This window comes from Faecalibacterium sp. OF04-11AC, assembly GCF_003460645.1.
In the GTDB taxonomy this organism is placed as follows: domain Bacteria; phylum Bacillota; class Clostridia; order Oscillospirales; family Ruminococcaceae; genus Faecalibacterium; species Faecalibacterium prausnitzii_I.
This window is the reverse complement of the sequence record NZ_QTVP01000014.1, coordinates 21,746-39,243: the sequence shown is the minus strand read 5'-3', so window position 1 is coordinate 39,243 and position 17,498 is coordinate 21,746. Positions and strand designations below refer to the sequence as shown.

The window sequence follows — 17,498 nt, the reverse complement described above, 5'->3', positions numbered from 1 at the left end:
CGAGCAGCTGTAACAGACAGCGCAGAGCGATGGATGTTGGAGCTGCGAGAGGCAACGGAGCGTCAGCGGAGGCGCAGAGTTCCCCTTTAATCACTGTTTACTGAATGTCTGCTTTGATACTGGCTATATATGAAAAAGGCCCTGTTGCTCGATGGTGAGCAGCAGGGTTTTGTTGTACGCTGGGATGATATTTCTATAGACAAATCACCTGACCAAAAACTCAAATAGGCTCATAATGCCGGAACCAATAACGCTACCAATGGCAGCTACAGTCATTATAAAGACGTACAAGAGGGGCATGATGAGAATGGGCGAAAGAAGCATCAGCAGGCAGCCCCAGTCGTCACCACCGCCTCGATTTGTCCGGCCTGCGTTCATTCTGGTGTATGCTTTATAATCGTCGTACCAATCGTGATGGCAGCTCATAGTAAATCCTCCTGTTTGAAATTGTATATTCTTGTTGTGATTGAAGTTTATCAAAGCTCGCATCCTACTAATCGGACTTTCAACGGCTCTTTCGACAAAATGTGTATTTACAGGTGCACTTTTAAGTTTAGGCGACGACCTCCAAGTGCTCCCGTATCATCCGCTCCAATGTCGGGCGTGTGACGTGAAGCGCCTCGGCCAGCTGCCCTTTGTTCATCTCCCGGCGGACGTACCGGGCATAAAGCTCTGTGAAGTTATCCGGCGCGGCGACTTTCTTCCTGCCCTTATAGATGCCGTTTCGCTTGGCGATGGCGATACCCTCCCGTTGACGGTCCAGCAAGTTTTGACGCTCAAACTCATTGATGGCGGCAATCATGGTGAGCATGAGCTTCCCGGTAGGCGTCCCGGTGTCCAGGTTCTCTTTGTTGCTGACCAGATGCACCCCCTTGGACTGTAACCGCTCCACGATCTCAAGCAGGTCCCTAGTGCTGCGGGCAAGGCGGCTGAAGTCGTGGATATAGACGGTATCGCCCTCCCGCACATAGTCGAGCATGGCTTGGAGCTGGGGCCTGTCCATACTCTTGCCGCTGATTTTTTCGGTGAACCACTTTTCGATGCCGTGCTTCTTGAGCGCTTCGATCTGGCGAGCCTCATTCTGTTCTTCGGTGCTGACGCGGACGTATGCAACTTTCATGATGTACCTCACAGGCTGATAGAAAAATAGGGTCAGACTTGCCCAAAATCGTTAAAAATAATGCGCAAATCGACCCTAAATTTCAAGGTATAGATGGTGTTTCTGTTACAAAGTAGGGTGTACCCCAAATTAGAAGTACTGCGAAACGGAGATGCTGATATTGGGGGCGTCACTCCCTGTGAGTGGTTTGGCGATGAGGCTTAGAATATCGTTGCCGTCAAAGTCCACTTGGCATTGATATTCGTCACAGGCGATAGAGGCAGATGGCTCTTTCTCAAGATCGGTTTCCGTATGGATGATTGAAGCGCCGTTTACAAGGTCGAGAGATACATCTTCCGATGAAACGGGAAACTCATAGCATACAGCTGGGCTTGCATTGCTGAGTGCAAACCACACGCGGGGAAAGCTCTTAATGACACGAAAGAGCTGTTCGGCGGTAAGAATGACGGTTGCGGTAATAGTTGTGTTCATAATAATACTCCTTTTTACAAGTGCACTTTTCAAAAAGCGTCCACCGTGATGGTGTTGCCCTCTTTGGTGCTGATTTCGTACTCAATGGTGTGGATATCCGGGAACGTCTGGCGCTCAATGCTCAAGATGCTGGCAAGCGGAACGGAAAGCAGTGTGCTCCCCGCGATGAGGTGGAGCTCTGTCTTGTCCCGGCGGATTTGGAGCTTGACGTCTTGGAACGACAGGGCCGCACCCGTCAAAATGGCGCAAACGCTGGCTTTGCACTCGAACGTTTCTCGCACAAAGGTGTCGATGGGAATTTTATAATCTGTCATAATGGACCTCCTATCAAAGGTTGACACTACTCTCACTCGTGTCCTCGTTCTCTGTCTGGCCTGCTTTAGTCGGCCTTGGTGAACAGCTCCATGCAGTCGGCGCAGATGACCCGTACTTCCTTGGTGCTGCGAATGATGGTCCCGCACTTGGGGCATATCCACCGCCGGGTGCTGCTCTTGGCTCTGGGCGGTCTGGGGGCTCCTGTCTCACTGCTGCCCGGTGCTTTGCTGCCGTTGCCTGTCCCGGTCATGTCGGTCCACGCCAGCCGTTCGCCCATCTGGATGGCCTCCCAGCCTTGGTCTATGATAAATTCCAGCAGTGCTTCCGACGGGCTTGTGATGGTCCAGCCGTACTTTTCGTGATGTTCTACAATCAGCCCATGAGCCTCTGCCTGCTCTTTGAAGCGGCGGTTGTGGTAGACGCCATTATTAGAGGTGTCTTTGATGCCGCTCTCCAAGCAGTGCTCGTGCACCATCTCATGCAGCAGGGTGGCAGTGGTGTCCTCAATGGGGCGGTTCAGCGTGGCCGATGAAATATTGATCTCGTACTTGCTTTCCTCTCCCGCCTGCCAGACCTTGGCGCAGGTGATGTGGCCGTAAGCAGACGGTGTTTTCTTCAGGCTGATGATGGGTTCCGGGAGCTTTCCCTCGAAATAGTGCTGGTTGAGCACGCGGAACATCTTCTCAAGCTGTCCAGCGGCGCGGCTGGTTTTCACGGTCTGCTTCATGGTGGTTTCTCTCCTTTGTACGTCAAGATTGAAAAATGGAGGGACAGATGGTATAATGATTCTATCCCGGCGGGGTGCTCGTGCCAAGCGGCCAGATGGCTACAGGTAGGGGAGTTTGAAGATGGGATGGCTCATGGGGATGGACCTCCTGTTTTACGGGTGAATGTTTAACGGCTCCTGGAAAAGAGTGGGGCCGTTTGGATGCACTTAGACTATCACGATACCGTGCTGACGTCAAGCACTATATCGTGTTTTCTCTGTTTTGCTGCCTTTTTAATGGTAAAAGCAGCCCGAATTGAGCAAGTTCACGATATACTGGCAGACGGCACGATATATGGAGGGCCTAATGGCGTACAATGAAGCAAAAAAAATCAGCAATCAAAAGAGCGATGCAAAATATTCCCAAATTCTGCTAAAGCCCTACAAAGAAGAAGCTGCACGAATAAAGAAATGTGCTGCGGACGAGGGAATGAGCACGCAAGGTTATATTTTGCAGGCCGTCCGTAAACAAATGGATGGCGAGCCTATCCCCGGGGTGGTTAAAAATCCCGAAAGTGAACCTTTAACGACCGAAGAGCTCAGTTGCTCGGTTTCCCCACAGTTGGCAGAAGCCATCAAGAAATGCGCCCATGATGCAATTTACAACCTTTCCGACGAGGAGATCGATAAGCTGAGAAGCAACTTGGAAAAACTGATTTTTGATAGTTTTACGGTAGAACGATTCCGAAAAGATGGCGGGGTATATTTCAAGTCCCTGCTCTGAACATAAAAATAAGCCTCTGCCTTTTGAACGGGCAGGGGCTCTTATTGTATCTGGGCAAAATAAAATCCCAGCGGGGGTGAGCCGCCGGGATTGGAGATTGGATTTTTAGATGGCTACCAGCTAGGCACTACAAGGGCAGCCAAGAACGTAGTAATAGGTGTATATAGCCCCGAGTGTTTCGTGAGGAATACGAGGGGCATTTTCTTCGTTATGATTCGGCTCAAAAAGACATAAAAAGCCCGACCTCATTTTCCTGAGATCGAGCCTTTATATTTTACGAATTTACCGTTGCTACTGTTACTGTCGTTTTATCCAATTTTGTAATTAAATCAATATTTTTTTCATTAGTCCCACCTCCAGCAACATAGAGGTTATAAAGGTTAATCATCCCGTTTTTAATGTCATCCGTTAGAGTGAAGTCGATATTTTTGTTAGACCCACTAAATCTCACCTTTATTTCTTCATCCCGATGTTCGATCAAGTCCTGAATCATAGGAATGGTTTCGCTGTTGGCAAAAAGGCAGATATATTCTTGAACAGAACTACCACTTCTAACTTTTCGCGAGACATCAAAATCTGAAATTGTATATCTGTGATCGCCAATTTTTACGATGATGTTATTTATAAATGCCCAATTTTGCCCAACATAATATAACCCAAGAAGATACCCATCTACTTCATCAGAAAGCGAAATGGTCGGCATAACTGTTATTGTTGTGTACCAATCAACATAGATAGCAGCTTTTCCATTTGAAAGAGATGTTGAGTATATATTTGTAATGCCTGACATATCATCTGCTTTAACTGTTAAGTCATCGGCATTATCAAAAACAGCTTTGTTAAAGCTGCCTGTTGCAAACGCAGAGATTGGAACCATAATCGCTAAAAGTACCGCAAGCGCTAATGCCAATATTTTCTTTTTCATAATGATACCTCCGTTTTTTGCATTTTTATAACAAACTAAAGCTTAACAGGAGTGAGCCGTCGGGAAGAGGATTAAAGGCCAGAGGTGTTTTTGACCTCTTCGTGGTTAGGGTCGGTGTAGGAAATCAGGATGGAGATACCACTACCATCGTTGAGCATTCCAAGGGAAACCTCTGTCGTTTCAGTGTTCCAGATAGTTTGGTAGACAGAATAACCCAACTGCAATGCTGTGTCAGCATCGGCATACTTGGCGAGACTGGAAATTTTTCTAACCTCATCAGAAGAAGGCTTTCCGTATTTCTCCGAGAGGCTGTCTTTTAATGTTTCATAGGACGTAATATAGAGGGAAGCGGTGCTGTAGGTAGTAGTAATGCCATAAAGGCCACGGTACAGTTTCCCGGCGGGGTCGAAGTAATACACGATGTAAGCATCGTTTCCGGCAACACTTCCAGAATACAGCAAAGCCGAACCATCATCAGCAGGGCCCTCAAATTTCGCTGTTTCATATTTGTTGATAGTATCTTCATCGTCGCCCCAGAAGCCGGTGCGGAAGTCGCCATTGCGATTGGAGGCATCAATCACCGGGAGTTTGTTTTCAGGGAGAGAGTAGGAGAGGACAATCTGATACTTTTTCGTGTCTGGATTGATGTAGTAGAGGTAAGAAACACTGATGTCATCGGTTGTCCACTCAAGCCAGACACCTGCACCATCTTCGTCTGTATCACTCTTGTCTTCTGTTGCCTCGCCATAAACTTTCGTTAAGTTCTCAACAAAAGCGTTGGAAGCATCTGTCAGAACCTGCGAAGATTCAGTTGTAAAGGTGCTTATGCAAAGCGTGTCGTCCTTGAAAGTATAGGAGCACTTGCCCTTGGCGGTACCGTACTCGACGTCCTCGAACACATAATTTTTCTTTGCTTCTCCTGCAAACGAAACAGAATCAGGAGCCTTTCCCATAATGGCTTCGATTTCAGTCGGTGTAGTTTCCCAAGTGGCGTCAGAGTAGGCAAAGGGGTGGGTTTCGGATAGAGGGGGCTCTGCTACCGAAGAAGCAACAGAAGCGGCGGCACTATTTGCAGGATTTGCAGGGGCAGAGGAACAGGCGCTTAAGGATAATAAAATAGAGGCCGATAGCAGGCATGGGAAGAGTTGCTGTTTGATAAAGTGAAGTTTCATGGTGAAATCCTTTCCATGGAGTCATTCCTTTTATATTGGTGGATGTTCGGTTACTTGATTTTCTTGTAGGTGACTTCAAGCCCTTTGTCTGGATGGTATTTCCAAGTGATGGTAACACCAAGGTCTTCATACGTTTCCGTTTGCTTGCCATCGCTGCCAGTGGTATGGCCCATCTCTACAAAAAGCGATTCCGGGCAGCCTAGTTCCTGATTGATCGTTTCAACGGCCTTATAGGCGTCAACATAAGCGAGGCCATTGTCGTCTTCATCAAACGGGTTGGTATCAATGGTCAAATAACTCCCGTCAGAGCCAACATCTGCCCAAATAGAACGGCAGTGCTCGTCATAGAGTTTCTTGAAATTAGGCCCTTTGTTCTTTTGCAGAAAAATGCCTGCGCCAAGGAGGATAAGCAGTAGAATGACGACAATCGGAATGATTTTCCTCTTGTCTAATTTGACCGTTGGAGTAGGCGTAACGGGAACGACCTCAACCGACGAGACGGAAATGCCATCGGAAACCGTGGATTCAGACGATTGATTTTCAGAAAGAGATGAGCCGCAAGCCGAACAGAATTTGGCATCACCGTCAACAGACGTACCGCATTTTGGACAATTCATATTATTCCTCCCTGCAAAATTTGATGAAAATTGTGACAGATGTTGCCTTCACCCTATCACACTTTTATCACAATGTCAAGCAATAGAGCCAAAAATGATAATGATAAATCATCACTGTTACCTATACTGGACAATAGGAGGCGATGAGAATGACCGCAGAACGAATCAAGGCGCTGCGAGAGGCGCGGGGCTGGACGCAGGCAGAGCTTGCCCGGCGGATGAGCATTACGCGCAACGGCGTCAACTCGTGGGAACAGGGGCTTTCCATGCCGTCTCCGACTTGTCTGGTGGATTTGGCAAAGGTGTTCTCCGTCTCGACGGATTATCTGCTTGGGGTAGAACGGCTGGAAACGGTCAATGTCACAGGGCTGGATGAAAAGGACGTGGCAATGCTGGCCCAGTTGGCTGACCGATTGCGAGAAAAACGCTGACACTCTATAAGGGAACTGAAAGGCAACAAAAAATTCCCTGCCCGTGATTACAGAGCAGAGAATTGTTGTAGATTATAGGTGTCCCCGGAAACAAAAGTGAACTTTCAACATCTTTCCACAATGTTTTCAATCGGGGAAATTACTGGTCTGATAAGTCGAAAAAGTCGCATGAATCCTAAAGAATCTCGGTCAATTGGCCGGGATTTTTTGTTTATTTGGTAAGTTTGATTTTGCTGTCCCGGCGGGTATTGTGCGTCATCTGCTCCAACGGATTCAGAGCGTCGTAGTTGGCTTTCAGATCGTCCGAATAGAGCGCAACGTACTTCCGCGTCATCGAGAGGTCAGAGTGGCCCAGAAGCTTTTGGAGCCGGAACGGGTCGCCGCCAGCTTGGATGTACAGCTTGGCGTAGGTGTGCCGGAACAGATGGACGGACGTTTTCTCGACGCCTCGCTTGTGATTGTAGGCCCACACTGCATTCCCCAGTGCGCTGACGGTCAATTGTACGCCATACTCCGATACGAATAGCAGGTCAGAGGGAGCACCATCCCGATATACTAGGTACTCTTCCAGAATTTTGGTCAGCGCCCGGGTAAGAGGGACGACTTGTTGATTTCGGGTCTTCATGTGGCGGAAGAGCACCGTCCCATCGGAGAAGTTGATATCCTCGATTTTCAGGTTGACCAGCGTGGACGCACGGCACCCGGTTCCCAACAGAAAGTTGACTATGACCCAATTGCGGTACTCGGCAAAGGAGCAGGTTTTCTGGTCCGGCGTTTCAAGCAGGCGCTCCAATTCGTCGCTGGTGTAAGTTTCTTTGATGGGATTGTCTGCCCGTATCAGTCGGATGGGAAAGCGCTCCAAATACCCTTTGTCCATGCACCAATACAGAAACGCCCGGACCATGCGGAGATAAGTGTTGATGGTCGTATCGTGGAGTTGCTTCTCCTTTAGATGGAAAATATAATCTACCACCGTCTCTTCTGTGATGGAATCAATGGGTTGGTCAGTGTTCTCAAGAAAGTTGAAGAAGTGTCGTGCTTTTGATGAATAAAAATCAATGGTTCCCTGAGAAAGATTCTTGAGCTGGTTCTGCTTCTGAAACTGTTCAAATGCCATTTTTATGGACGGAAGCACCTTGGAAGTGGGTTGTAAAGTACGTTTGCGCACGAGTGAGATTCCTCCTTTTTAGCCGAAAAATCCCCCTCGGTCCGCTAAGAATAATTCTCACATCAGCGGCCATCCCGACCAAACAAAAAAGCCCACGATTGCACGAATCAACGCACAATCATAGGCTTCGTTATGCCGGTGGTGGGGGTCGAACCCACACGTGTTATTCGCACAAGGGATTTTGAGTCCCCCTCGTCTGCCATTCCGACACACCGGCACGGTATGATAACAGATGTATTATACCGGATTCCGGAGGCAAAATCAAGTATTGCGCCTCAACTTTTTCATGCGGGGCAGCATTGCGGACTGGCCGGAGGGGCAGAGCGGGGCGATCAGTTCAGTTTCTTGCCGAAGAACTCGACCTCTTTGCCGATGAACTGCATCAGCTCGTCGAACTGGTCGGGGGTCAGGCTCTGGGCACCATCGCACTTGGCCTTGGCGGGGTTGTTGTGAACCTCGATCATCAGCCGTCGGCACCGGCCGCTACAGCAGCCTTTGCCAGCTCCGGCACCATCCAGGCGTGGCCGCAGGCGTGGCTGGGGTCCACCACCACGGGCAGGTGGGTCATCTTGTGCAGCATCACCACACCGGCCAGGTCCAGGGTGTTCCGCATACTGGTCTCAAACGTGCGGATGCCGCGCTCGCAGAGGATGACGTTCTCGTTGCCCTCGGCCATGATGTACTCGGCGCTCATGACGAACTCTTCCAGCGTGTTGGCCAGGCCCCGCTTGAGCAGCACGGGCTTTTTTTGGCGGCCCACGGCCTTGAGCAGCTCAAAATTCTGCATGTTGCGGGCACCCACCTGGATGAGGTCCACATTCTCGAACAGGGGCAGGTGCTCGGTGTTCATGATCTCGGTGACGATGGGAGCGCCCGTGGCCCGGCGGGCCAGCTTGAGCAGGTCCAGGCCCTCGCTCCGCATTCCCTGGAACGAGTAGGGAGAGGTGCGGGGCTTGAACGCGCCGCCCCGCAGCAGGGAAGCACCGGCGGCCTTGACCCGCTGGGCGCAGTAGGTGATCTGCTCCTCGCTCTCAATGCTGCAGGGGCCTGCGATGACGGCAAAGTTTCCGCCGCCGATCTTGACGCCGTTCACATCAATGATACTGTCGTCCGGGTGAAACTTGCGGTTGGCTTTTTTGTAGGGCTCGGACACGCGGCGGCAGGCCTCCACCACGGGGTTGGCCAGTACCCAGCTCTCTGCAATGGCCTTGGTATCGCCGATGAGGCCGAGGATATGGGTGTCGCTGCCCTTGGAGTCGTTGATCTGCAGGCCCATGCCCTCCAGCTCGCGGCAGAACTCATGCACCTGTACGTCGGGGGCATTCTGTTTTAATACAATGATCATAGCGCTTTCTCCTTACCATTTTCCCAAAGCGGCAGGGAGAACGGCTCCCTTGCTGCAAATCAGTATCGTGAACTTCAGTTTCGTGAAGTATCTTGAGCATGGGCATAGCATACCACTTCAGTTTTGTGAAGTCAAGGCTTTTTTGAAATTTTTCCGCAAATGTGGTAGAATGGGGGCACGATAGGAGTGATAGAGCTATGGGAAAAGAAACAAAGACCAATGCCATGCGCATTCTGGAGCGGGCCAAGGTGCCCTATACTGCCCATGAATACGCCCACGAGGAGGGCGTGGCGGTGGACGGCGTGACCGTAGCCGCCAGCATGGGGGAAGACCCCGCCTGCGTGTATAAAACACTGGTGACCCAGGGGACCAGCAGAAATTATTTCGTCTTCGTCATCCCGGTGGCAGCGGAGCTGGACCTGAAAGCCGCCGCCCGCAGCGTGGGGGAGAAGAGCGTGGCCATGATCCATGTGGCCGATATCAACAAGGTGACCGGCTATGTCCGGGGCGGCTGCAGCCCGGTGGGCATGAAAAAGCAGTACACCACCGTGTTTGATGAGAGTGTGCTGGCCCAGCCGAAAGTCTATGTTTCCGGCGGGCGGATCGGTACCCAGGTGTGCTGCGCCCCGGCCGACCTCATCAAGGCAGCCCGGGCCACAACGGCACACATCATTTTCTAAAGATTTAACAATATTTATCGTTCCAATAAGTCGTACTTAAAAAGAAAAAGAATGGCGAAACTGCACAAAACTTTTGAAAGTTTTTTGGCAGCAGGAGAACACAAGGGAGAAATTGCCGAAACGCTCTTTGCAAAGCTGTTTTTTTGCCGTAAACTGTATGTGTAAGGCGAACGCCAGCTCCCAAAAACCGGAGCTGGAGCACGCCGCGACAGGGCGCGGGACAATGAAGTTGCGGAGGACGAGCGGAATGCGAAACATGCTGCTGAAAACCATCGGCCGCCAGTGCGGTGAGGGTCATCAGGGCCTCGGTGTAACTTCATGCCAGAACACCCGCTTGGGGTGCGCCGCTCTGGAACAAATGCAGAAATAAAAGGCCGTGGTGCAGGTGTACCACAGCCTTTTTTGTTTGCCGTGGATCGGAAAAGAGAAAGAGAGGTTGGATTTCGATGGTTCGGAAAGTTGCAGTCATTATGGGTTCGGACAGCGATTGGCCGGTGGTCAAGGGGGCCTGTGCCCAGCTCAAGGCGCTGGACATCCCGTTTGAGGCACACATCCTGTCGGCACACCGCACCCCGGCAGAGGCGGCTGCCTTTGCCAAGGGCGCAAAAGAGAATGGTTTTGGCGTCATCCTCTGCGCTGCCGGCATGGCCGCCCATCTGGCCGGTGCCTTTGCCGCCAACACCACCCTGCCCGTCATCGGCATCCCGATGAAAGGCGGTGCCATGGACGGCCTGGACGCCCTGCTGGCCACCGTGCAGATGCCCAGCGGCATCCCTGTGGCGACCGTGGCCCTGAACGGTGCCAAGAACGCCGCCTGGCTGGCCGCTGAGATCCTGGCCCTGAGCGATGATGCTCTGGCCGCCAAGCTGGCTGCCGAGCGCGCGGCCATGGCGGAACAGATCGCCGCCAAAGAGGAAAAACTGCAGAAAGAGATCGAGGAACTGTAATGTCTGATTTTGCATATCCGCTTCACGAAGAGTGCGGCGTTTTTGGCATCTATGACCGCGCCGGGACGGAGGACGTGGCCGCTGCCGCTTACTCCGCCCTGTACGCGCTGCAGCACCGCGGCCAGGAGAGCTGCGGCATCGCCGTCAACGACGACGGTGTGATCCAGGGCCACCGGGATCTCGGCCTTGTCAACGAGGTGTTCACCCCGGCGGTGCTGGCCTCTCTGGCAAAGCCCACCGCCCGCATGGCCACCGGACACGTCCGGTACGCCACCTCCGGCAGCCGGGTGCGGGCCAACGCCCAGCCCATGATCGTCCGCCACGGCCGGGGCACCATGGCCCTGTGCCACAACGGCAACCTGACCAATGCGCTGGAGCTCCGCCGCCAGCTGGAGAATGAGGGCGCCATCTTCCACGGCTCTTCGGATACCGAAGTGATCTGTTACCTCGTTACCCGCAACCGCCTGCGGATGGGCAGCATCGAGACGGCCATCAGCAAGACGATGGACGTGCTGGAGGGTGCTTACAGCCTCGTCATCATGTCCGCCACCAAGCTCATCGCGGTGCGTGACCCCCGCGGCTACCGGCCCCTGTGCATCGGTACCCTGCCCGGCGGCGGCTACGTCTTTGCCAGCGAGAGCTGTGCACTGGACGCCGCAGGCGCGACCCTTTTGCGGGATGTGGAACCCGGCGAGATCGTGGTGGCGGACGCCAAGACCGGAGAGCTGCGGAGCATCACCGACCATGTGGGCCGCCCGGACAGCCAGATGTGCGTGTTTGAGTACATCTACTTCTCCCGCCCGGACAGCATCATCGAGGGGCAGTCGGTCCATGAGGCCCGCAAGCAGGCAGGCCGTTTCCTGGCGCAGGAGCACCCGGTGGAGGCCGATGTGGTCATCGGCGTGCCGGACTCCGGCCTGGACGCCGCCCTCGGCTACTCCGAGGAGAGCGGCATCCCCTACGGCATCGGCTTCATCAAAAATAAATACATTGGCCGCACCTTTATCCAGGGCAGCCAGAAGCAGCGGGAGAACAGCGTCCGGATCAAGCTGAACGTCGTGTCCAGCACGGTCAAGGACAAGCGAGTGGTCCTGGTGGATGACTCCATCGTCCGTGGCACCACCTCCGCCCGCATCATCAAGCTGCTGCGGGACGCCGGGGCCAGGGAGGTCCATTTCCGGGTCTCGGCTCCGCCGTTCAAGTATCCCTGCTATTTCGGCACGGATATCCCGGACCAGAAGCTTCTGGTGGCCACGGGTCGCACCGTGGACCAGATCAATGAGATCATCGGGGCGGACACGCTGGGCTACCTTTCCACGGAGCATGTGGTCAAGCTGGCTCCCAATGCCCACTGTGGTTTCTGCACGGCCTGCTTCACGGGTGAATACGCCGTCAAGCCGAAGGAAGTGCTTTCGACCGATATTCACGAGCGTCATCTCAACGACCGTCCCAAGGACGAGAAAAAGTTAGGAGAGTAACAAGATGGAAAAGAGCTATTCGGAAAGCTATGCAGCAGCAGGTGTGGATATCACCGCTGGTTACCGCTCGGTGGAGCTGATGAAACAGTACGTTGCCCGCACCATGAACGAGCACTGCATCGGTGGTCTGGGCGGTTTTGGCGGCCTGTTTGAGCTGGACTGCACGGGCTACCAGCACCCGGTGCTGATCTCCGGCACCGACGGCGTGGGCACCAAGCTGAAGATCGCCATGATCCTGGACAAACACGACACCATCGGCATCGACTGCGTGGCCATGTGCGTCAACGATGTCATCTGCGCTGGTGCAAAGCCGCTGGTCTTCCTGGATTACATCGCCTGCGGCCGCAACATCCCGGAAAAGATCGCAGAGATCGTCAAGGGCGTGGCTGAGGGCTGTGTGCAGGCCGATTGCTCTCTGGTGGGCGGCGAGACCGCCGAGCACCCGGGCATGATGCCGGAGGAGGAGTACGATCTGGCCGGTTTCACCGTGGGCGTTGTGGACAAAGAAAAGATCCTGAACAACGACACCATGAAGCCCGGCGACGTCATCCTGGCCCTGCCCTCCACGGGCGTCCACTCCAACGGCTTCTCGCTGGTGCGCAAGATCTTTGACATCGACGGCAACCCCGATATTCTGAAGACCGCTCCCGCGGAGCTGGGCGGCAAGACCCTGGGCGAGGCCCTGCTGGCCCCCACCAAAATTTACGTCAAGCCCGTGCTGAAAGTGCTGGAAGAGGTGGATGTCAAGGGCATCTCCCACATCACCGGCGGCGGCTTCTATGAAAACATCCCCCGCAGCCTGAAGAAAGGCTGCTGCGCCCGCATCAAGAAAGAGGATGTCCGCACCCCGGCCCTCTTCCACCTGATGCAGAAAGAGGGCGGCATCTCGGAGCACGATATGTTCAACACCTTTAATATGGGCGTGGGCATGGTGCTCACCGTCCCGGCAGAGCAGGCCGACAAGGCCCTGGAGATCCTCCACGCAAACGGTGAGCCGGAGGCTTACCGCCTGGGCGTCATTGCAGAAGGTGAGGGCGTGGAACTGTGCTGAAGATCGCGGTGTTAGTATCCGGCGGCGGCACCAACCTGCAGGCCCTGCTGGACAGCGAGGCCCGGGGCGAGAACCCCAACGGAAAGATCAAATTGGTGGTGGCCTCCAAGCCCGGCGTCTATGCGCTGGAGCGGGCCGCCAAGGCTGGCGTGGAGGGCGTTGTGGTCCGCCGCAAGGACTATGCCGACAGCGAGGCTTTTGACGCCGCCCTGCTGGCCGTGCTCAAGGAGCACGACATCGACCTGGTGGTGCTGGCGGGCTTTCTGTCCGTGCTGGGCCCCAGCGTCATCGCGGCCTATCCGCGCCGCATCCTGAACGTCCACCCCGCCCTCATCCCGTCGTTCTGCGGGCCCGGCATGTACGGCCTGCGCCCCCACGAGGCCGCGCTGGCCCGGGGCTGCAAGGTGACGGGTGCCACCGTCCACTTTGTCAACGAGGAGTGCGACGGCGGGCCCATCCTGCTGCAGAAAGCCGTGGACATCCTGCCCGGCGACACCCCGGAAGTGCTGCAGAAGCGGGTGATGGAGCAGGCCGAGTGGAAGCTGCTGCCCAGGGCGGTGGCCATGATCTGCAATGGAGAGGTAGAATAACTATGGAAAAGATCAACCTGAACGAGTATCTGGCATCCAACGAGTACCCCGGCCGCGGCATCGCGGTGGCAAAGGCCCCGGACGGACGGCAGATGTTCATCGGCTATTTCATCATGGGCCGCAGCGAGAACAGCCGCAACCGGGTGTTTGACCCGGTGCCCGAGCGGGGCGGCATCTGCACCATTGCAGCCGACCCGGCCAAGCTGGAAGACCCCAGCCTCATCATTTACAACCCCGTGCTCACCCTGGGCAAGACCCATATCGTGACCAACGGCGACCAGACCGATACCATCTACGACGGGATGAGCCGCGGCAAGAGCTTTGCCGACAGCCTGCGCACCCGCACCTTTGAGCCGGACGGCCCCAACTACACCCCCCGCATCTCGGCAGTGGTGTACGAGGACGGCAGCTACCAGATGAGCATCCTGAAATCGGCCGACGGCAACGGCGAGAGCGTCCAGCGCTATTTCTTTGATTACCCCCAGCCTGTGGCAGGCGAGGGCCATTTCATCAGCACCTACAAGCACAACGGCAGCCCCATCCCCAGCTTTGAGGGCGAGCCCTCCGCTTTGCCTGCCCCCGCACCATCGGCGATTTTGCCCAGGGCCTGTGGAGCAGCCTGAACGCCGACAACAAAGTGAGCCTGTTTGCCCGGGTGATCGACCTGGAGACCGGCGAGAGCGGCGACATGATCTTCAACAAATACGACGCCGTCTGCAGCGACCTGGACGACCCCGAGGAGCCGGAGCTGCTGCCCGAGGAGCTGGAACTACTCAAGAAGCTCGACGCTGAGGAAGAATAAACGCACCGGAGATTTTAAGGAGGATGCACCAATGAATGAACTTGCACTGAAGTACGGCTGCAACCCCAACCAGAAGCCCAGCCGCATTTATATGGAAGATGGCTCCGACCTGCCCGTGACCGTGTTGAACGGCAAGCCCGGCTACATCAATTTTCTGGATGCCCTCAACTCCATCCAGCTGGTCAAGGAGCTGAAAGCCGCCTGCGGCCTGCCCGCGGCGGCCTCGTTCAAGCATGTTTCCCCGGCGGGCGCGGCCTGGGCCTGCCCCTGACCGAGGTGGAGCGGAAGATGTACCACATTGCCCCGGATTTTGAGCTCTCCCCGCTGGCCTGCGCCTATGCCCGCGCCCGCGGTGCCGATCGCATGTCCTCGTTCGGCGACTGGATCGCCCTCTCCGAGGTCTGTGATGTCCCCACCGCAAAGCTCATCCAGCACGAAGTCTCCGACGGCATCATTGCCCCGGGCTACGAGCCGGAAGCCTGAAGATCCTTGCCAGCAAGAAAAAGGGCAACTACAACGTGGTCGCCATCGACCCGGACTACAAGCCCAACCCCGTGGAGCACAAGCAGGTGTACGGCATCACCTTTGAACAGGGCCGCAACGAGCTGGCCATCAACGCCGACACCATGCTGACCAACTGGGTCACCGAGAACAAGACCGTGACCGAGGCGCAGAAGCGGGACCTCATCATTGCCCTCATCACCCTGAAATACACCCAGTCCAACAGCGTCTGCTACACCTACGGCGGCCAGACCATCGGCGTGGGTGCCGGCCAGCAGAGCCGCATCCACTGCACCCGTCTGGCCGGCCAGAAAGCCGACAACTGGCAGCTGCGCCACATGGACAAGGTGCTCAACCTGCCGTTCCGCGATGATGTGGCAAAGCCCAACCGGGACAACGCCATCGATGTCTACATCGGCGATACGCCGGAAGATGTCATCGGCGATGATGTCTGGGCCGAGACCTTTACCGAGCAGCCCGCGCCTTTGACCGCCGAAGAGAAGAAAGAGTACCTGAGCCATGTAACGGGCGTCTGCCTGGGCTCTGACGCGTTCTTCCCCTTTGGCGACAACATCGAGCGTGCCCGCCGCTCCGGCGTGACGGCCATCGTCCAGCCCGGCGGCTCCATCCGCGACCAGCAGGTCATTGACACCTGCAACAAGTACGGCATCGCCATGGCGTTCTGCGGCATCCGGCTGTTCCATCACTAAGCAAAGAGCAACGGAAGCTTTCTCCTCGGACACGAATACGAGTTGCGGCTCCCAGCATCCGCTGCGCTTGCGCTTGCGTTTTGCTGGCCGCGGCCCCAACAACAATTCCCTGATTCCGCCACTGGCGGCGGTCATTGTTGTTGCAGGCCATTCCATCGCCCGCCCTGCTGCCTACGGCAGCAGGGTCCTACCCCAGCGGACGGTCTTCGGAGAAACTTCCGCCGCCCAAAAGCGATGTACAGACAATGCTTTCATAAAGAAGGTACAGATATGAAAAAGAAAATCTTAGTAGTCGGCGGCGGCGGGCGTGAGCACGCCATCATCAAGGCGCTGAAAAAGAGCCCGGACTGCGGCGAGGTATGGTGCGCGCCGGGCAACGGCGGCATCAGCTATGACGCCAAGTGCAAGAACATCAAGGCCACGGATGTGGAGGCCATGGTGGCCTTTGCGGCCGAAGAAAAATTTGATTATGTCGTGGTGGCCCAGGATGACCCCCTGGCGCTGGGCATGGTGGACGCGCTGGCAAAGGTCGGCATCCCGGCCTTTGGCCCGGACAAGGCTGCTGCCCGTATTGAGGCTTCCAAGGTCTTCTCCAAGGACCTGATGAAGAAATACGGCATCCCCACCGCAAAGTATGAGACATTCGACGACCCGGCCAAGGTCATGGAGTACATCAAGGCTGAGGGCAAATACCCGGTGGTCATCAAGGCCGACGGCCTGGCGCTAGGCAAGGGCGTGCTGATCTGCGAGAACGAGCAGCAGGCCGCCGACGGCGTGAAAGAGATCATGCTGGACAAAAAGTTCGGCGCTTCCGGCAACCATGTGGTGGTGGAAGAATTCCTCACCGGCCCGGAGGTCAGCGTGCTGAGCTTCACGGACGGCAAGGTGGTCAAGCCCATGGTGTCCAGCATGGACCACAAGCGTGCCAATGACCACGACACCGGCCTGAACACCGGCGGCATGGGCACGGTGGCTCCCAACCCCTATTACACCCCGGCGATCGCCGCCGAGTGCATGGAGAAAATTTTCCTGCCCACCATCCACGCCATGAACGCCGAGGGCTGCCCCTTTAAGGGCTGCCTCTACTTCGGCCTCATGCTCACCCCGGACGGCCCCAAGGTCATTGAGTACAACTGCCGCTTCGGCGACCCTGAGACCCAGGTGGTGCTGCCCCTGCTCCAGAGCGACCTGCTCAAGATCATGACGGCCTGCACCGAGGGCACCCTGGCAGACACCGAGGTGAAATTCTCGGACGGTGCCGCTGCCTGTGTCATTCTGGCCTCCGGCGGCTACCCTGTCAGCTACGAGAAAGGCAAGCCAATCTCCGGCCTGACGGACGGCCAGCTGGCAGGGGAGGAGAACATCACGGTCTACCACTCCGGCACGGCCATCCAAGAGGATGGCACGCTGGTGACCAACGGCGGCCGTGTGCTGGGCGTGACGGCCACGGCTGACCGCCTGACCGCTGCCATCACCCAGGCCTACGCCGCCGCCGAGAAGATCTCGTTCGAGAAGCTGCACAAGCGGACGGACATCGGCTTCCGGGCCCTGAAAGCAATTGCGGAGAAAGAATAACAGCTGCTCTGTACAACCTCTCCGTCATCGCCGCGCGATGCCACCTCTCCTGGCAGGGGAGGCTCTGGCGAAGAGGAAAAGCCTCATGGTTTTGCCAAAGGCTCCCCTAC

The 17,498-nt window shown here is 55.4% G+C and carries 18 protein-coding genes, 1 tRNA gene and 3 pseudogenes; 11 read left to right on the top strand and 11 right to left on the bottom strand.

All coding sequences use genetic code 11. The annotated features are described in order from the left end of the window. Nucleotides 1–204: 204 nt before the first annotated feature. From DXA70_RS08415 to DXA70_RS08395, 5 genes are all read right to left on the bottom strand, one after another. Nucleotides 205–426 (bottom strand): hypothetical protein, encoded by a 222-nt coding sequence (locus tag DXA70_RS08415; protein ID WP_128118203.1) that lies wholly within the window; start codon nucleotides 424–426, stop codon nucleotides 205–207. Between the two features lie 127 nt (nucleotides 427–553). Further along, nucleotides 554–1,120: a recombinase family protein gene (locus tag DXA70_RS08410; RefSeq protein WP_128118202.1), complete on the bottom strand. Its 567-nt coding sequence runs from the start codon at nucleotides 1,118–1,120 to the stop codon at nucleotides 554–556. A gap of 129 nt (nucleotides 1,121–1,249) precedes the next feature. Then, nucleotides 1,250–1,591, bottom strand: a complete 342-nt coding sequence (locus DXA70_RS08405; protein ID WP_128118201.1) for a hypothetical protein — start codon at nucleotides 1,589–1,591, stop codon at nucleotides 1,250–1,252. A gap of 29 nt (nucleotides 1,592–1,620) precedes the next feature. After that, nucleotides 1,621–1,905, bottom strand: a complete 285-nt coding sequence (locus DXA70_RS08400; RefSeq protein WP_128118200.1) for a hypothetical protein — start codon at nucleotides 1,903–1,905, stop codon at nucleotides 1,621–1,623. Between the two features lie 65 nt (nucleotides 1,906–1,970). After that, the gene (locus DXA70_RS08395; RefSeq protein ID WP_128118199.1) at nucleotides 1,971–2,633 is read right to left on the bottom strand and encodes a SprT-like domain-containing protein; all 663 of its coding nucleotides are present in this window, start codon (nucleotides 2,631–2,633) and stop codon (nucleotides 1,971–1,973) included. 346 nt (nucleotides 2,634–2,979) lie between these two features. Here DXA70_RS08395 and DXA70_RS08390 point away from each other — a divergent pair, with 346 nt between their 5' ends. Further along, complete coding sequence (locus DXA70_RS08390) at nucleotides 2,980–3,396, top strand: hypothetical protein (RefSeq protein ID WP_128118198.1); 417 nt, start codon at nucleotides 2,980–2,982, stop codon at nucleotides 3,394–3,396. Between the two features lie 274 nt (nucleotides 3,397–3,670). Here the strand turns inward: DXA70_RS08390 and DXA70_RS08385 are convergent, their stop codons facing one another. The 3 genes from DXA70_RS08385 to DXA70_RS08375 form a co-directional block, all read right to left on the bottom strand. Beyond that, on the bottom strand, nucleotides 3,671–4,321 hold the full coding sequence (locus tag DXA70_RS08385; protein WP_128118197.1) for a hypothetical protein: 651 nt from the start codon (nucleotides 4,319–4,321) through the stop codon (nucleotides 3,671–3,673). A 71-nt stretch (nucleotides 4,322–4,392) separates the two neighbouring features. Next, nucleotides 4,393–5,493 (bottom strand): hypothetical protein, encoded by a 1,101-nt coding sequence (locus DXA70_RS08380; RefSeq protein WP_128118196.1) that lies wholly within the window; start codon nucleotides 5,491–5,493, stop codon nucleotides 4,393–4,395. 50 nt (nucleotides 5,494–5,543) lie between these two features. Further along, nucleotides 5,544–6,110: a zinc ribbon domain-containing protein gene (locus DXA70_RS08375; RefSeq protein WP_128118195.1), complete on the bottom strand. Its 567-nt coding sequence runs from the start codon at nucleotides 6,108–6,110 to the stop codon at nucleotides 5,544–5,546. Nucleotides 6,111–6,259: 149 nt separating this feature from the next. On the opposite strand from DXA70_RS08375, the gene DXA70_RS08370 reads away from it, so the two are divergent. Then, nucleotides 6,260–6,541, top strand: a complete 282-nt coding sequence (locus DXA70_RS08370; RefSeq protein ID WP_158565148.1) for a helix-turn-helix transcriptional regulator — start codon at nucleotides 6,260–6,262, stop codon at nucleotides 6,539–6,541. A gap of 211 nt (nucleotides 6,542–6,752) precedes the next feature. On the opposite strand, the gene DXA70_RS08365 is transcribed toward DXA70_RS08370, so the two are convergent. From DXA70_RS08365 to aroF, 3 genes and pseudogenes are all read right to left on the bottom strand, one after another. Next, nucleotides 6,753–7,658 carry a tyrosine-type recombinase/integrase gene (locus DXA70_RS08365; RefSeq protein WP_128118193.1) on the bottom strand — a complete coding sequence of 302 codons (906 nt, stop codon included), beginning with the start codon at nucleotides 7,656–7,658 and terminating at the stop codon, nucleotides 6,753–6,755. A gap of 184 nt (nucleotides 7,659–7,842) precedes the next feature. Next, nucleotides 7,843–7,926: transfer RNA gene (locus tag DXA70_RS08360), tRNA-Leu, on the bottom strand. A 115-nt stretch (nucleotides 7,927–8,041) separates the two neighbouring features. Then, nucleotides 8,042–9,054 (bottom strand): annotated as a pseudogene (gene aroF / locus DXA70_RS08355) (3-deoxy-7-phosphoheptulonate synthase). 197 nt (nucleotides 9,055–9,251) lie between these two features. Here aroF and ybaK point away from each other — a divergent pair. From ybaK to purD, 9 genes and pseudogenes are all read left to right on the top strand, one after another. Continuing rightward, entirely contained in the window at nucleotides 9,252–9,734 is a 483-nt protein-coding gene (gene ybaK / locus DXA70_RS08350) for a Cys-tRNA(Pro) deacylase (protein WP_128118192.1), read from the top strand. A gap of 247 nt (nucleotides 9,735–9,981) precedes the next feature. Further along, complete coding sequence (locus DXA70_RS15080) at nucleotides 9,982–10,104, top strand: hypothetical protein (protein ID WP_278320324.1); 123 nt, start codon at nucleotides 9,982–9,984, stop codon at nucleotides 10,102–10,104. A gap of 76 nt (nucleotides 10,105–10,180) precedes the next feature. Next, complete coding sequence (purE, locus tag DXA70_RS08345; protein WP_022256627.1) at nucleotides 10,181–10,681, top strand: 5-(carboxyamino)imidazole ribonucleotide mutase; 501 nt, start codon at nucleotides 10,181–10,183, stop codon at nucleotides 10,679–10,681. Then, a complete protein-coding gene (gene purF / locus DXA70_RS08340) occupies nucleotides 10,681–12,159 on the top strand; it encodes an amidophosphoribosyltransferase (RefSeq protein ID WP_128118191.1) in 1,479 nt (492 codons plus the stop codon). Before purE ends, purF begins: the two co-directional genes overlap by 1 nt. A 4-nt stretch (nucleotides 12,160–12,163) precedes the next feature. Beyond that, entirely contained in the window at nucleotides 12,164–13,210 is a 1,047-nt protein-coding gene (gene purM, locus DXA70_RS08335; RefSeq protein WP_128118190.1) for a phosphoribosylformylglycinamidine cyclo-ligase, read from the top strand. Beyond that, a complete protein-coding gene (gene purN, locus DXA70_RS08330; protein WP_128118189.1) occupies nucleotides 13,204–13,800 on the top strand; it encodes a phosphoribosylglycinamide formyltransferase in 597 nt (198 codons plus the stop codon). The genes purM and purN overlap by 7 nt, the downstream gene beginning before the upstream one ends. Before the next feature lie 2 nt (nucleotides 13,801–13,802). Beyond that, nucleotides 13,803–14,602: pseudogene (locus DXA70_RS08325) on the top strand (IMP cyclohydrolase). A 31-nt stretch (nucleotides 14,603–14,633) separates the two neighbouring features. Continuing rightward, a pseudogene (locus DXA70_RS08320) lies at nucleotides 14,634–15,813 on the top strand (phosphoribosylaminoimidazolecarboxamide formyltransferase). Nucleotides 15,814–16,083: 270 nt separating this feature from the next. Further along, entirely contained in the window at nucleotides 16,084–17,388 is a 1,305-nt protein-coding gene (purD, locus tag DXA70_RS08315) for a phosphoribosylamine--glycine ligase (protein ID WP_128118188.1), read from the top strand. The last annotated feature ends 110 nt before the right edge of the window (nucleotides 17,389–17,498 follow it).

Excerpts from the sequence above, each read along its gene's own strand:
- DXA70_RS08415 (WP_128118203.1), bottom strand. The coding sequence starts at position 426 with ATGAGCTGCCATCACGATTGGTACGACGATTATAAAGCATACACCAGA.
- DXA70_RS08410 (WP_128118202.1), bottom strand. The coding sequence starts at position 1,120 with ATGAAAGTTGCATACGTCCGCGTCAGCACCGAAGAACAGAATGAGGCT.
- DXA70_RS08405 (WP_128118201.1), bottom strand. The coding sequence starts at position 1,591 with ATGAACACAACTATTACCGCAACCGTCATTCTTACCGCCGAACAGCTC.
- DXA70_RS08400 (WP_128118200.1), bottom strand. The coding sequence starts at position 1,905 with ATGACAGATTATAAAATTCCCATCGACACCTTTGTGCGAGAAACGTTC.
- DXA70_RS08395 (WP_128118199.1), bottom strand. The coding sequence starts at position 2,633 with ATGAAGCAGACCGTGAAAACCAGCCGCGCCGCTGGACAGCTTGAGAAG.
- DXA70_RS08390 (WP_128118198.1), top strand. The coding sequence starts at position 2,980 with ATGGCGTACAATGAAGCAAAAAAAATCAGCAATCAAAAGAGCGATGCA.
- DXA70_RS08385 (WP_128118197.1), bottom strand. The coding sequence starts at position 4,321 with ATGAAAAAGAAAATATTGGCATTAGCGCTTGCGGTACTTTTAGCGATT.
- DXA70_RS08380 (WP_128118196.1), bottom strand. The coding sequence starts at position 5,493 with ATGAAACTTCACTTTATCAAACAGCAACTCTTCCCATGCCTGCTATCG.
- DXA70_RS08375 (WP_128118195.1), bottom strand. The coding sequence starts at position 6,110 with ATGAATTGTCCAAAATGCGGTACGTCTGTTGACGGTGATGCCAAATTC.
- DXA70_RS08370 (WP_158565148.1), top strand. The coding sequence starts at position 6,260 with ATGACCGCAGAACGAATCAAGGCGCTGCGAGAGGCGCGGGGCTGGACG.
- DXA70_RS08365 (WP_128118193.1), bottom strand. The coding sequence starts at position 7,658 with ATGGCATTTGAACAGTTTCAGAAGCAGAACCAGCTCAAGAATCTTTCT.
- ybaK (WP_128118192.1), top strand. The coding sequence starts at position 9,252 with ATGGGAAAAGAAACAAAGACCAATGCCATGCGCATTCTGGAGCGGGCC.
- DXA70_RS15080 (WP_278320324.1), top strand. The coding sequence starts at position 9,982 with ATGCGAAACATGCTGCTGAAAACCATCGGCCGCCAGTGCGGTGAGGGT.
- purE (WP_022256627.1), top strand. The coding sequence starts at position 10,181 with ATGGTTCGGAAAGTTGCAGTCATTATGGGTTCGGACAGCGATTGGCCG.
- purF (WP_128118191.1), top strand. The coding sequence starts at position 10,681 with ATGTCTGATTTTGCATATCCGCTTCACGAAGAGTGCGGCGTTTTTGGC.
- purM (WP_128118190.1), top strand. The coding sequence starts at position 12,164 with ATGGAAAAGAGCTATTCGGAAAGCTATGCAGCAGCAGGTGTGGATATC.
- purD (WP_128118188.1), top strand. The coding sequence starts at position 16,084 with ATGAAAAAGAAAATCTTAGTAGTCGGCGGCGGCGGGCGTGAGCACGCC.